Source organism: Lysobacter antibioticus, from assembly GCF_001442535.1.
GTDB classification, from domain to species: Bacteria; Pseudomonadota; Gammaproteobacteria; order Xanthomonadales; family Xanthomonadaceae; genus Lysobacter; species Lysobacter antibioticus.
Genome location: NZ_CP013141.1, coordinates 3,989,086 through 4,002,495 on the forward strand (window position 1 = coordinate 3,989,086; position 13,410 = coordinate 4,002,495).

Here is a 13,410-nt window from a genome sequence, read left to right on the forward strand (position 1 = left end):
GCCTCTCCAACGCGCAGCGACGGCCTGCATCAAGCCTGCACCGCCGCCCCCCACACCCGCACGCAATCGCGGCCCTCGGCCTTGGCCAGGTACAAGGCCTGGTCGGCGAACTGCAGCGCCGCTTCCACGCCCATGTCCGAGTCCGGGGTGATCTCGTACACGCCGATGCTGGCGGTGACCGGGATGTCGTGGCTGCGGCTGGGGCAGGGCTGCGAGCTCAGGCGCAGGCGCAACGCCTCGGCGACGCGCGCGCCGGCGTCGAGGTCGTGGTCGGGCAGCACGGCGACGAATTCCTCGCCGCCGAAACGGGCGAGCAGGGCGTGGTGCGGGATCAGAATCTGCGCGATCAAGCCCGCCGCCCAACGCAGGCACTCGTCGCCGACCAGATGGCCGTGGTGGTCGTTGATCTGCTTGAAGTGATCGAGGTCGATCATCATCAGCACCAGCGGCCGGTGCTGGCGCCGCGAGCGGTGCAGCAAGGCCTCGAAGGCCTCGCGGAAATGACTGCGATTGTGCAGGCCGGTCAGGCCGTCGCGTTGGCTGGTTTCGCGCAGGCGCGCATGGGCATCCTCGAGCAGGGCCAGGGTGCTGCGCAGCTCGGTGGTGCGCTGTTCGACCTTGTGTTCGAGCTGCTCCTTGGCCTCGCGCACGATGCGTTCGTTCTCGTTGCGCAGCGAGGCGTAGCGATAGCCCAGGGCGACCGACAACAGCAGCATTTCCAGGGCTGAGCCGATCTGCACGCCGTACTCGGTGATGAACATCTTCGGCAACAGGTCGAAGGCGATCGCCGCGAACATGCCGGTGCCGAACAGGAACGCCGACCACGCCAGCAGGAACAGCCGCGCCGGCTTGTAGCCGCGGCGCATCACCACGATGCCTTCGACCGCGATCCAGGCGATGCTGACGAACACCGCCGCCGAAGCGATCGGGGTGGCGATGCGATAGGGCAGCTGGGTCGCGGCGATGCCGAGCAGGACGAAGAACGCGATCATGCCCAGGCCGACGTAATCGCCCAGGCGCCAGCGCCGGTGCAGGCTGAGGAAGTTGCGGGCGAATTGCTGCATGCCGATCTGCGCCAGGCAGATCGACAAGGGCACCGAGTGGTCGGCGAGCCAGGGCGAACGCGGCCACAGGTACTCGAAGCCGAGGCCGTTGAGGGTCAGCAGCACCAGACCGAACGCGCAGATATGGAACAGGTACCAGAAGTAGCTGGAGTCGCGCAGGCTCAGCCACAGCACCAGGTTGTAGAAGAACAACGCGACCAGGATGCCGTAGTAGATGCCGATGCCGAACTGGGCGTCGCGCGCGAGTTCGGTGAAGGCGTTCGGCGTGTACAGGGTCAGCGGCACTTGCATCGAGCTGTCGCTGCGTACGCGCACGAAGATGTCGACGGGTTGGTCGGCCGGCAGATCGATCCAGAAATTCGGATGGCGGTAGCGGATCGCGCGCGAGGCGAACAACTGGCTGTCGCCGCCGACTTGGTGGGTCGAGGCGCCGTCGCGCGCGCGGGTGTAGACGTCGAGGCGGTCGCTGAGCGCGAACTGCTGCACCAGCAGCCAGCGCGGCACCTCGGCGTTGCGGTTCACCGCGGCGATGTGGAACCAGTAGGCGCCGGGCTGGAAGCCGAACGAGCCGTTGCCGTTCGGCAATGGCTTATAGCGTTTGTCGGCGAGCGCGCGTCGCGCGCCGTCGAGATCGAGGCGGCCGTCGGTGTCGTGATAGTAGGCGGTGAACGGCGCGAGTTCGACCTCGCGGGTGCTGCGTTCGAGGTTCAGCACGGTGTGCGCCGAGGCCGGCGCGAGCAGCGCCGCGGCGAGCAGGCAGAGCAGGGCCCACCCGGCCCAGTGGCGCTGGGGCGAGGCGGGGCGACTCGGTACGGCAGCGAGGGCAGGGTTCGTATTCATCTTCCGTGGCGGTGGCGGACACAGGCCTTTGCGTCGCGGTGGCGGGGCGTCGGGGGACAGCGATCTTCGCGGCGGCCCACCCGGGCGGGGGCGTGGGATCGGGCGCATCTGAGTCTTAACGCAATCCGTTGCCGCGACAGGCCGGCTTGACGACGGCCGGTTCGATCGATAATGTATTAACGCGTTAGTACATTAATGCGTTCAATCTCCGGCCATCGTCCCGACCGTCCGCCCCACGGCGATCCGGCCGCCCAATGAGTTCTCCGCAATGAAACGCCGCGCCAACGACACCGAGCAGACCGAAGACGCGATCGCCGACCTGGCGGTGGCCCTGGCCGGTCTGCGCAGCGCCGAACAGGTGCGCGCCTTCCTTGAGGACCTGTGCACGCCGGCCGAGCTGGAGGCGATGAGCGACCGCTGGCGGGTGGTGCCCTTGCTCAACGAAGGCGTGCCGTATCGCGAGATCCACGACCGCACCCAGGTCAGCGTGACCACCATCGGGCGCGTCGCCCGCGTGCTCGAACGCGGCACCGGCGGTTACGGCGCGGCCCTGCACCGGCGCGCGGCGCGACATCGCTGATCTTCGCCATCCCTTCCGGCATGCGCCGCCCTCGGCCTGCCGCTTCGTTCCCGCATCGACCGTCCCCCTTCCGAGACCCGTTCATGAGCCCTCCCGCCAGCGCCGCCGCGCGTGACCGCTTGCGCATCGCGATCCAGAAATCCGGCCGTCTCGCCGAGCCGGCGCGCGCGCTGCTGGCCGCCTGCGGGCTGAGCTGGCGCGAGAGCCGCGACCGCCTGTTCTGCTACGGCGAAACCCTGCCGGTCGACCTGTTGCTGGTGCGCGACGACGACATCCCCGGCCTGATCGCCGACGGCGTCTGCGACCTCGGCGTGGTCGGCCGCAACGTCCTGCTCGAACAGGACGGCGACCGCCGCAGCAACGGCCGCGAATCGGCGTTCCGCGAATGGCGCGCGCTCGGTTTCGGCGGCTGCCGTCTGGCGCTCGCCGTGCCCGAGGCCTGGCACTGGGAAGGCCCGCAGCAACTGGCGGGCAAGCGCATCGCCACCAGCTATCCGGCGCTGCTGTCGCAGTGGCTGGCCGGCGAGGGCGTCGACGCCCAGGTCGTGTTGCTGTCGGGCTCGGTCGAAATCGCCCCGCGCCTGGGCCAGGCCGAGGCGATCTGCGATCTGGTCTCGAGCGGCGCCACCTTGTCGGCCAACCAGCTCAAGCCGGTGCAGACCCTGATCGAAAGCGAGGCGGTGCTGGCCGGCCCGGCCGGCGGCTTCGACGACGTGCGCGGCGAACTGGCCGATCTGCTGCTGCGCCGTCTCGACGGCGCGCTGCGCGTGCGCAACAGCAAGCTGCTGATGTTCCAGGCGCCGCGCAATCTGCTCGACGAATTGCTGCCGCTGTTGCCCGATGCCGAGCCGCCGACGGTGATGAGCCTGGACAACGGCGACGGCGTGGCCCTGCAGGCGCTGTGCCACGGCGCGGTGACCTGGCAGCGGCTGGAAGAACTCAAGCGCGCCGGTGCGCGCGGCCTGATGGTGGTACCGGTCGAGGGCATGCTGGCATGAGCGCGAAGATGCAACGCCTCGACTGGAACGCGCTCGACGAAGCCGCGCGCGAACAGGCGCTGCGCCGTCCGGCGCAACAGACCCGGGCCTCGACCGCGGCCGCGGTGGCCGAGATCGTCGAAGCGGTACGGCGCGACGGCGATGCCGCTCTGCGCCTGTATGGCGAACGTTTCGACGGCGGCGCACCCGAGCGCTTCGCCGTCGGTGCCGCCGAGTTCGACGCCGCCGAAGCCTCGTTGAGCCCGGCCTTGCGCACGGCGATCGACGAGGCCGCCGAACGCATCGCGATCTTCCACGACGCCGGCATGACCGAGCCGTACGCGATCGACACCGCCGAGGGCGTGCGCTGCGAACGCATCCTGCGGCCGATCCGCCGGGTCGGCCTGTACGTGCCGGCCGGCTCGGCGCCGCTGCCGTCCACCGCACTGATGTTGGCGGTGCCGGCGGACCTGGCCGGTTGCCGCGAGATCGCCCTGTGCACGCCGCCGCGCCGCGACGGCAGCGCCGACCCGGCGGTGCTGTACGCCGCGCGCCGATGCGGGGTAACCCGGGTGTTCAAGGTCGGCGGCGCCCAGGCGATCGCGGCGATGGCCTTCGGCACCGAGAGCATCGGCAAGTGCGACAAGCTGTTCGGCCCCGGCAACGCCTACGTCACCGAAGCCAAGCGCCAGGTCGCGCTGATCGAGGGCGGGGCGGCGATCGACCTGCCGGCCGGGCCCTCGGAAGTGCTGGTGATCGCCGATGCCGGCGCGCGCGCCGATTTCGTCGCCGCCGATCTGTTGTCGCAAGCCGAACACGGCCCGGACTCGCAGGTGCTGCTGGTGAGCGACGACGAGGCCTTGCTCGATGCGGTCGACCTCGAACTCGAAACGCAGCTGGCCAAGCTGTCGCGCGCCGACACCGCTCGCGCCGCGCTGCAGTCCTCGCGTTCGATCCGGGTCGATTCGATCGAGCGCGCGCTCGAAGTCAGCAATCGTTATGCGCCCGAACATTTGATCCTGGCCCTGCGCGATGCGCGCGAGTGGCTGCCCGAAGTCGAGGCGGCCGGTTCGGTGTTCCTCGGCGACTGGGCGCCGGAAGCGCTGGGCGACTACTGCAGCGGCACCAACCACGTCCTGCCGACCAGCGGGGCCGCGCGTTATGCCAGCGGCGTCAGCGTCGCCAGTTTCCAGGTCGCGATCACCGTGCAGGAAGTGCAGCCGCGCGGCCTGCTGGCGATCGGCCCCTGCGCGGTCGAGCTGGCTTCGGCCGAAGGGTTGGACGCGCACCGCGAGGCGGTGGCCTTGCGTTTGCGGGCGGCAGCGGCATGAACGCCAAGAACGAATCGAGTCCGATCGACATGAACGACGACAACCCCCTGAACCTGTTGCGCGAGGACCTGCGCGATTTCGCCGGCTACAGCTCGGCGCGCAGCGAGAAGCGCAGCGGCCGGGTCTGGCTCAACGCCAACGAAGCAGCCTGGCCGAGCGTGGCCGATGGTGAAGGCTCGGTGCGCCGTTATCCGGACCCGCAGCCGCAGCGCCTGCGCGAGACGCTGGCCGGGCTGTACGGCTGCGAGCCGCAGCAACTGCTGGCCGGCCGCGGCAGCGACGAGGCGATCGATCTGCTGGTGCGCGCGCTGTGCCGCCCCGGCGGCGACGCCATCGTGCTCACCCCGCCGACCTTCGGCATGTACGCGGTCAACGCGCGCCTGCACGGCACGCGTACGGTCGAAGTCGCCTTGCGCGACACGCCGGCCGGTTTCGCCTGCGATTTCGCCGCGGTCGCCGAAGCGGCCGAACGCGACAACGCCAAACTGGTGTTCCTGTGCTCGCCCGGCAACCCCTCCGGCACTTTGTTGCCGTTGGCCGAGATCGATGCGCTGGCCTTGCGTTTGCGCGGCCGCGCCCTGGTCGTGGTCGACGAGGCTTATCTCGAATTCGCCGACGGCGCTTCGGCGGTGAGCCTGCTCGCTGCGCGCCGCAATATCGCGGTGCTGCGGACCTTGTCGAAGGCGCATGCCCTGGCCGCGGCGCGCATCGGCAGCGTGATCGCCGACGCCGAGCTGATCGCCGCGCTGCAGCGTTGCCAGGCGCCGTATCCGCTGCCCACGCCGTGCGTGAACCTGGCCCTGCGCGCGCTGGCCGAGGTGCCGCGCAACACCACCAAGGCCCGCGTGGTCACCGCGATCGGCGAGCGCGAACGCCTGTTCGCGGCCCTGCAGGCCTTGCCCGGCGTGCTCCAGGTCTATCCCTCGCAGGCCAATTTCCTGCTCGTCCGTTTCGATGACGCGCAGGCCGCGTTCGACGGCCTGCTCGATGCCGGCGTGGTGGTGCGCGACATGCGCGCCGCGCCGCAGCTCGGCAACGCCCTGCGCATCAGCCTGGGCACGCCGGAGCAGAACGCGGCGGTGATCGAAGTGCTGACGCGTAATGCGCAGATGCGCGGAGTGGCGGCATGAGCGCGCTGACGCCGATCCTGTTCGTCGATCGCGACGGCACCTTGATCGAGGAGCCGGCCGATTTCCAGATCGACAGCTATGCCAAGCTGCGTTTCGTGCGCGGGGTGATCCCGGCGATGCTGAAGCTGCGCGACGCCGGCTATCAGTTCGTCATGGTCACCAACCAGGACGGCCTCGGCACCGAGGCGTATCCGCGCTGGAGTTTCGACGGCCCGCACCAGCTGATGATGCAGGTGTTCGAGAGCCAGGGCATCGTCTTCCGCGAGGTGCTCATCGATACCAGTTTTCCGGCCGAGAACCTGCCCACCCGCAAGCCCGGCATCGGCCTGGCCCTGCCGTTGCTGAAGGATCGCAGTATCGACTGGTCGCGCTCGGCGATGGTCGGCGACCGCGAAACCGACAACGGCTTCGCCGCCAACCTCGGCATCCGCGCGTTCCAGTTGCGCACCGAGCAGTTCGGCGGCGAGTGGGATTGGGCCGGCATCGCCCACACCCTGGCCGACTGCCCGCGCACCGCGCGGGTGCAGCGCAATACCCGCGAGACCCGGATCTCGGTCGCGGTCGACCTGGACCGCGTCGCCGAGCCCAAGGTCGGCACCGGCCTGGGCTTCTTCGACCACATGCTCGAACAGATCGGCAAGCACGGCGGTTTCGCCCTGGAACTGCGCTGCGAAGGCGACCTGCACATCGACGAGCACCACACCATCGAAGATAGTGCGCTGGCGCTGGGACAGGCGCTGCGCGAAGCGCTCGGCGACAAGCGCGGCATCGGCCGCTATGGCTTCGATACTGCGGCGGGCGGCGGCACGGAGGGCTCGGTCGAAGAGGGCGCGCTTCAGGAAGCTGTATCCGAAAAAAGCACATTTGCAGAAAGCGCGCTTCAAGAAAGCACACTTCAAGAAAGCACATTAGGCCGACACACCGTCGTCTTGCCGATGGACGAAACTCTGGCGCGTGCGGCGCTGGATTTCTCCGGCCGCCCGTATTTCGTCTTCTCCGGCAGCTTCGCGCGCGAGCGGGTGGGCGATTTCCCGACCGAACTGGTCGCGCATTTCTTCCGTTCGCTGTGCGAAACCGCCGGGCTGAACCTGAATCTGAACGTAGAAGGTGATAACGATCACCACAAAGTTGAGGCCTGCTTCAAATCCGTGGCGCGCGCGCTGCGCCAGGCGATCCGTCGCGAAGGTCGCGAACTGCCGAGTACCAAAGGGGTCTTGTGATGTCTTGGGTTGTAGTCGTCGATTCGGGTGGGGGGAACATCGGCTCGGTGCGTTATGCATTGGAGCGGCTGGGTGCGCGTTCGATCCTGAGCGCCGACCCCGCAACGATCGCCTCCGCCGATCGCGTGATCCTGCCGGGCGTGGGCGCAGCAGCCCCCGCGATGGCGCGGTTGCGGGAACGGGGCCTGGTCGATCCGATCCGCCGCTTGCAGCAGCCGTTGCTCGGGATCTGCCTGGGCATGCAGCTGCTGTACGAGTCCTCGGAGGAGGGCGAGGTCGAGTGCCTCGGACTCCTTCCGGGCCGGATCACCAGGCTGCAACCAGGACCAGGAGTACGTGTGCCTCATATGGGCTGGAATTTCCTCGACAAATGCGAAACGCCCACCGGCGCCCCGGGATTGTTGACCGGCATCGGCGAGCGCGACCAAGCCTATTTCGTTCACAGCTACGCCGCGCCGCTGACCTCGGACACCTTGGCCAGCACCAGTTACGGCCGCAGCTTCACCGCGGTCGCCGGGCGCGGGCGCTGTTACGGCGCCCAGTTCCACCCCGAGCGCTCGGCCGCCGTCGGCTCGCGCCTGCTCGCTAATTTCCTGGCGCTGGAGGCGTGAACATGGGCAACAGCACGCTTTATCCCGCGATCGACGTTCGCGACGGTCGGGTCGTCCGCCTGCACCAGGGCGATTACGCCCAGGAAACCCGTTACGAAACCGAGCCCCTGGCCCTGGCCACGCGTTACGCCGAGGCCGGCGCCAAGTGGCTGCACCTGATCGACCTCGACGCTGCCCGCTACGGCGGCTACACCCTGGCGCCGTTGTTGCGCGCGATCACCACCTCCAGCTGGATGCGCGTGCAGACCGGCGGCGGGGTGCGCAGCGAGGCCGATGTCGAGGCCATCCTCGACGCCGGCGCCGACCGCGTCGTGGTCGGTTCGCTGGCGATCAAGGAGCCCGAGCTGGTGATCGGCTGGCTCAAGCGCTTCGGCGCCGACCGCATCACCATCGCCCTGGACGTGCGCCAGAACAGCGCAGGCGACTGGGAACTGCCGGTGGCCGGCTGGACCGAGGACAGCGGCATGCGCCTGGAACCTCTGCTCGAGCGCTACGCCCAAGCCGGCCTGCGCCACCTGCTGTGCACCGACGTCTCCCGCGACGGCACCCTGGCCGGGCCCAACCTCGACCTGTACCGGCACATCCACGAGGTCGCTCCGTACGTGCAATTGCAGGCCTCGGGCGGCATCCGCGACATCGCCGACATCGTCGCCGCCGACGGCGTCGGCTGCGCCGGCGCGGTGCTCGGCAAAGCCCTGATCGAAGGCCGTTTCGAGTTGACGGATGCTCTGCGCCAGGTGCGCCGATGCTGAACGGGCTGAGCCGGCGCATCGTGCCCTGCCTGGACGTGCGCGACGGGCGCGTGGTCAAGGGCGTGCGTTTCCGCGACCACGTCGACATGGGCGACATCGTCGAGCTGGCCTTGCGCTATCGCGACGAGGGCGCCGACGAGTTGGTGTTCTACGACATCACCGCCAGCCCGCAGGGCCGCAGCGTCGACCGCGACTGGGTCGAACGCGTCTCGCGCGCCATCGACATTCCGTTCTGCGTCGCCGGCGGCATCCGCTCGGTCGCCGACGCGCGCGGCGTGCTCAACGCCGGCGCCGACAAGATCTCGATCAACACCCCGGCGCTGGAGCGTCCCGAGCTGATCGGCGAGATCGCCGAGGAGTTCGGCGTGCAATGCGTGGTGGTCGGCATCGACAGCCTGCGCGACCCCGACGGCGAATGGCGCGTGCGCCAGTACACCGGCGACCCCTCGCGCACCCAGGCCCTGGCCCGGCGCACCCTGGACTGGGTGGTCGAGGCCCAGCAGCGGGGCGCCGGCGAGATCGTGCTCAATTGCATGGGCAGCGACGGCGTGCGCAGCGGTTACGATCTGGAACAGCTCGCCGCGGTGCGGGCGATCTGCGAGGTGCCGCTGGTGGCTTCCGGCGGCGCCGGCGCGATCGAGCATTTCGGCGCGGTGTTCCTGCAGGCCGACGTCGACGCGGCCCTGGCCGCGAGCGTGTTCCATTCCGGCAGCATCCGCATTCCGGCCTTGAAAGCAGCATTGCGAGAGCAGGGTGTCCCAGTCAGACAGCTCCACTAATTCCTCCACCACGGCGTCCGCGACGCTGAGCACGGAGCAGATCGACGCCCTGGCCTGGGACAAGCAGGACGGCCTGCTGCCGGCGGTGATCCAGGACGCGGCCAACCTGCGCGTGCTGATGCTCGGCTACATGGATCGCGCCGCCCTGCAGGCCACCCTCGACAGCGGCCATGTGACCTTCTTCAGCCGCAGCAAGCAGCGGCTGTGGACCAAGGGCGAAAGCTCAGGGCATTACCTCGACCTGGTCTCGATCGAAACCGATTGCGACCGCGACACCTTGCTGGTGCGCGCGCGTCCGCACGGCCCGACCTGTCACCTCGGCCGCGACAGCTGCTTCCCGAGCGCGCCCGGCGACGCCGCGGCCTTTCTCGGCGAGCTCGATGGGCTGATCGCCGAGCGCGCGCGCGAGCGCCCCGCCGGCAGCTACACCACCAAGCTGTTCGAGAAGGGCGTGCGCTCGATCGCCCAGAAAGTCGGCGAAGAAGGCGTCGAGACCGCGCTGGCCGCGGTGGTTCAGGACGATGCCGCGTTATGCGGCGAAGCCGCCGACCTGCTGTTCCACCTGCAGGTGCTGTTGCGTGCGCGTGGGCTGTCGCTGAGCGATGCGGTGGCGGTGTTGCGCGAGAGGCACGGTAAACCGCATCGGGGTTCGCAGGGCGATTAGGCTGTTGCTGTCGGCCTCGCACGATCTGTTCCCAGGGTAGGAGCGGCGTCCTGCTGGATTTCCTTCGGTCACAAGCCGCGACCGCGCCTCCTTAATCTCGCGGCGTTATTGGCATAGTCCCTGTAGGAGCGGCGTAAGCCGCGACCTCTTTCATGCGCCGGCGCAGACTCATCATTGTCGTGGTCGCGGCTTGCGCCGCTCCTACCCCGGAGCCCGCGGCGCTGCGAAGCCGTTGCCGCTGTTGCTGTTGCTGTGCGTAGCTTTGCACTCGCGAAGGCAATGGAAGACCCGGAGGGCGGCCCGCAGGGATGCGGGCCGTTTTTCATCGGGACAAGGATGTCCCGTATGAAAAATCCCTGCGGAGGCACCGCTCGTGCGGGCTGGTGATTCAAAACAAAGCATTTTTCTTTGGTTACCTTTCTTTTGTTGCTTTAGACAAAAGAAAGTAACCCGCCGCTTTAGTGGCGGAAGCTCTTGGCGTTTGATCTTGTTTGTATGAAAGCCAAAAGCAAGTGCGGAGCTTCCGCCCCCTAAAGGGTGCGGGTTACTTTCTTTTGCTAAGCCCAAAAGTCCGTCTGGATTCCCTTCGGTCAAAGGTAACCAAAGAAAAGGGCTCTCCTTGCAAGGGCACAGGCCACGAGTGCGATGCTCGCGTCGGGATTTTTCGATAGGACATCCTTGTCCTATCGAAAAACGGCGCACGTCCTGTGCGCCACCCTCCGGGTCTCCACTTGACCGGTAAAGCGGCAAAGCAGATCAAAATCTCGGCAACGGCAACGGCAACGGCAACGGCAACGGCAACGGCAACGGCAACGGTTGGTGGTTTCGCACCCGCTCTTGGGTAGGAGCGGCGCAAGCCGCGGCCGCGTGGTCTCAATCTCGCGCCGTATCCGGCCGCAGCCCCATGTAAGAGCGGCGCAAGCCGCGCCGCACCGTATCGGCGGATGCCATGCGGTTCTCGCCCCCATCCCACACCGTGCCGCCTGCCTCGGTCCGGGGCGGGGATCGACGCATAATGAGCGCTCATACCGGAGCCCTCCATGCGTCCATCCGCGTCCGTCGTTGCCTTGCTGTTCGCCTTGACCGTTCCCGCCGCGGCGTTGGCCCAGGCGGCGCCCTGCGACGGCGGCAGCGTGTTCGAGGACCGCAACGGCAACGGTCGTCGCGATGCCGGCGAGCGCGGGCTGCAAGGGCAGCGCGTCTCCGACGGCGAGCGCATCGTCGTCAGCGATGCGCAGGGCCGCTACCGGCTGCCGTTGCGCGACAACCGCAGTCAGTTCCTGATCAAGCCGGCCGGTTATCGGCTGGCGAACCGCTCCAGCGGCCTACCGGATTATTGGCTCAATGTGCGGCTGCAAGCGGGGCCGGCGCTCAAATACGGCGGTATGCCCGCGACGGCGAACTGCCGCGACTACGGCCTGATCCCTGAGCGTCGCAAAGCGTCCGGCGATCTCGATGTACTGGTCTTCGCCGATCCGCAGACCAAGACCGCGACCGACGTCGATTACTACCGCCGCGACATCGTCGAGCCCCTGCTTGCCGGTCGCGCCGGTTCGCGCGTCGCCGACCTTGGCCTGAGCCTGGGCGACATCACTCACGACGATCTGTCGCTGTATCCGCAGCTCAATGCGGTCACCGCCAGCCTCGAGGTGCCGTGGCTGCACGCGCCGGGCAACCACGACCTGGATTTCGACGCGACCCGCGACGAGGACTCGCTGCTGAGTTTCCGCCACGTCTACGGGCCGGACACTTTCGCCTGGGAAGAAGCGCAGGCGAATTTCGTCGTGTTCGACGACGTGGTCTATCAGCCGGGCGGTAAAACCGACTACATCGGCGGCCTGCGTCCGGACCAGTTCGCCTTTCTCGAAAGTTATCTGGCCAGCGCGTCTAAGCAGCGCCTGCTGGTGCTCGCCATGCACATCCCCTTGTTCGATGCCGCGCCGGGCCGCGAGACTTTTCGCTCGGCCGATCGCGAGCGTTTGTTCGCGCTGCTGAAGGATTTCCCGAACGTGCTGGTGCTCAGCGGCCACAGCCACACCCAGCGCCATGTCTTCCACGATGCAACCGACGGTTGGCAGGGTGCGAAACCGCTGCACGAATACAACGTCGGCGCCGCCTGCGGCGCGTTCTGGTCCGGCGTCAAGGATGCCCAAGGCATCCCCGACACGACCATGAGCGACGGCACCCCGAACGGTTATGCGCGCTTGTCGGTGCGCGCCGACGCCGGCTATGGCCTGCGCTGGTTCCCGGCGCGGCAGAGCGGCGGCGACAAGGCCGCGAACCCCTACCTGCGCCTGTACCTGCCGAAGGTGTTGCGGCGCGGTTCGTATCCGATCCGCGGAGTGTTCGCCAACGTCTACATGGGCCGCGCGGACAGCCGGGTCGAGTACCGCATCGACGAAGGCGAGTGGAAGCCGATGCGCCGCGTCGAACAGCCCGACCCGACGCTGCTGGCCGAGAACGCGCGCGACGACGAGGCCGGTCGCCTGCGCGGCTACGACCGCGCCGCCATCGCGACCCCGTCGGCGCATTTGTGGAACGCGCCGCTGCCGACCGATGCCGCCGCCGGCGAGCACCAGGTCGACGTACGCGTGTTCGACCCCTGGCAGGGCGAGCAGCGCCTGTCCGCCTCCTATCGTTTGCTCGACACCGCACAGGACTGAGGCCATGGCCGCACTCGACGAATCGCCCATCATCGTCTTCGACGACGCTGCCGCCTTCGAGCAATGGTTGCTCGCCCATCCCGAGGCGACCGGCGTCTGGCTGAAGATCGCCAAGAAAGGCCAGGACGTGGTCACGGTGAACTACGAACAGGCGCTCGACGTGGCCCTGTGCCACGGCTGGATCGACGGGCTCAAGCGCAGCTTCGACGCCTGCTTCTTCCTGCAGCGCTTCAGCCCGCGCCGGCCCAAAGGCCTGTGGTCGAAGATCAACATCGGCAAGGCCGAGCGCCTGATCGCCGAAGGGCGCATGGCGGCCGGCGGGTTGCGCGAGGTCGAGGCGGCCAAGGCCGACGGCCGCTGGGACGCGGCCTACGATTCGGCCAGCAAGATCGAGGTGCCCGAGGACCTGGCCAAGGCGCTGGCCAGGCAGCCCAAGGCGGGCACGTTCTTCGAGCAGCTCGACAAGACCAATCGCTACGCGGTGCTGTGGCGCGTGCAGACGGCGAAGAAGCCGGAGACGCGCGCGAGCCGGATCGAGAAGTTGGTGGCGATGCTGGCGCGCGGGGAAAAGATTCACGGGTGATGGGCGCGCGCGTCGCGCCGTTGGCGATGGTGTTCGCGCATGGAGCGCATCTGCGCATGCGTTTCGCCGCGATCTTGCAGCTGCGTGGTCGCGGCTCGCGCCGCTCCTACCCAAGAGCAGCGCAGCAAAGGGGTAGGAGCGGCGCGAGCCGCGACCGCGAACCATCCGCTGCGACGCAAGCTTCGCCGACCTATGAACCACCGATCCGTACGCCGC

General features: G+C 68.2%; 12 protein-coding genes. 11 read left to right on the forward strand and 1 reads right to left on the reverse strand.

Annotated features, from left to right (window positions below; genetic code table 11):
• Nucleotides 1–29: 29 nt before the first annotated feature.
• Entirely contained in the window at nucleotides 30–1,904 is a 1,875-nt protein-coding gene (locus tag GLA29479_RS16120; RefSeq protein WP_057972184.1) for a sensor domain-containing diguanylate cyclase, read from the reverse strand.
• A 268-nt stretch (nucleotides 1,905–2,172) separates the two neighbouring features.
• Between GLA29479_RS16120 and GLA29479_RS16125 the strand changes: the two genes are divergently transcribed.
• From GLA29479_RS16125 to GLA29479_RS16175, 11 genes are all read left to right on the forward strand, one after another.
• Nucleotides 2,173–2,484: a YerC/YecD family TrpR-related protein gene (locus GLA29479_RS16125; protein ID WP_031370491.1), complete on the forward strand. Its 312-nt coding sequence runs from the start codon at nucleotides 2,173–2,175 to the stop codon at nucleotides 2,482–2,484.
• An 83-nt stretch (nucleotides 2,485–2,567) separates the two neighbouring features.
• Nucleotides 2,568–3,482 carry an ATP phosphoribosyltransferase gene (hisG, locus tag GLA29479_RS16130; protein ID WP_031370490.1) on the forward strand — a complete coding sequence of 305 codons (915 nt, stop codon included), beginning with the start codon at nucleotides 2,568–2,570 and terminating at the stop codon, nucleotides 3,480–3,482.
• 8 nt (nucleotides 3,483–3,490) lie between these two features.
• Nucleotides 3,491–4,792 (forward strand): histidinol dehydrogenase, encoded by a 1,302-nt coding sequence (hisD, locus tag GLA29479_RS16135; protein WP_057973230.1) that lies wholly within the window; start codon nucleotides 3,491–3,493, stop codon nucleotides 4,790–4,792.
• A 23-nt stretch (nucleotides 4,793–4,815) separates the two neighbouring features.
• On the forward strand, nucleotides 4,816–5,922 hold the full coding sequence (gene hisC, locus GLA29479_RS16140) for a histidinol-phosphate transaminase (protein ID WP_187308524.1): 1,107 nt from the start codon (nucleotides 4,816–4,818) through the stop codon (nucleotides 5,920–5,922).
• A gap of 5 nt (nucleotides 5,923–5,927) precedes the next feature.
• Nucleotides 5,928–7,142 (forward strand): bifunctional histidinol-phosphatase/imidazoleglycerol-phosphate dehydratase, encoded by a 1,215-nt coding sequence (locus GLA29479_RS16145; RefSeq protein WP_057973231.1) that lies wholly within the window; start codon nucleotides 5,928–5,930, stop codon nucleotides 7,140–7,142.
• Nucleotides 7,142–7,753, forward strand: coding sequence for an imidazole glycerol phosphate synthase subunit HisH (gene hisH, locus GLA29479_RS16150; RefSeq protein WP_031370486.1), 612 nt, complete (start codon nucleotides 7,142–7,144; stop codon nucleotides 7,751–7,753). Before GLA29479_RS16145 ends, hisH begins: the two co-directional genes overlap by 1 nt.
• 2 nt (nucleotides 7,754–7,755) lie before the next feature.
• Complete coding sequence (hisA, locus tag GLA29479_RS16155) at nucleotides 7,756–8,505, forward strand: 1-(5-phosphoribosyl)-5-[(5-phosphoribosylamino)methylideneamino]imidazole-4-carboxamide isomerase (RefSeq protein ID WP_057918428.1); 750 nt, start codon at nucleotides 7,756–7,758, stop codon at nucleotides 8,503–8,505.
• Nucleotides 8,499–9,284 (forward strand): imidazole glycerol phosphate synthase subunit HisF, encoded by a 786-nt coding sequence (gene hisF / locus GLA29479_RS16160; protein ID WP_031370484.1) that lies wholly within the window; start codon nucleotides 8,499–8,501, stop codon nucleotides 9,282–9,284. The genes hisA and hisF overlap by 7 nt, the downstream gene beginning before the upstream one ends.
• A 25-nt stretch (nucleotides 9,285–9,309) precedes the next feature.
• Nucleotides 9,310–9,948, forward strand: coding sequence for a bifunctional phosphoribosyl-AMP cyclohydrolase/phosphoribosyl-ATP diphosphatase HisIE (gene hisIE / locus GLA29479_RS16165; RefSeq protein ID WP_082639030.1), 639 nt, complete (start codon nucleotides 9,310–9,312; stop codon nucleotides 9,946–9,948).
• 1,040 nt (nucleotides 9,949–10,988) lie between these two features.
• Entirely contained in the window at nucleotides 10,989–12,611 is a 1,623-nt protein-coding gene (locus GLA29479_RS16170; protein ID WP_057972187.1) for a calcineurin-like phosphoesterase C-terminal domain-containing protein, read from the forward strand.
• Between the two features lie 4 nt (nucleotides 12,612–12,615).
• Nucleotides 12,616–13,194 carry a YdeI/OmpD-associated family protein gene (locus GLA29479_RS16175; protein WP_057972188.1) on the forward strand — a complete coding sequence of 193 codons (579 nt, stop codon included), beginning with the start codon at nucleotides 12,616–12,618 and terminating at the stop codon, nucleotides 13,192–13,194.
• The last annotated feature ends 216 nt before the right edge of the window (nucleotides 13,195–13,410 follow it).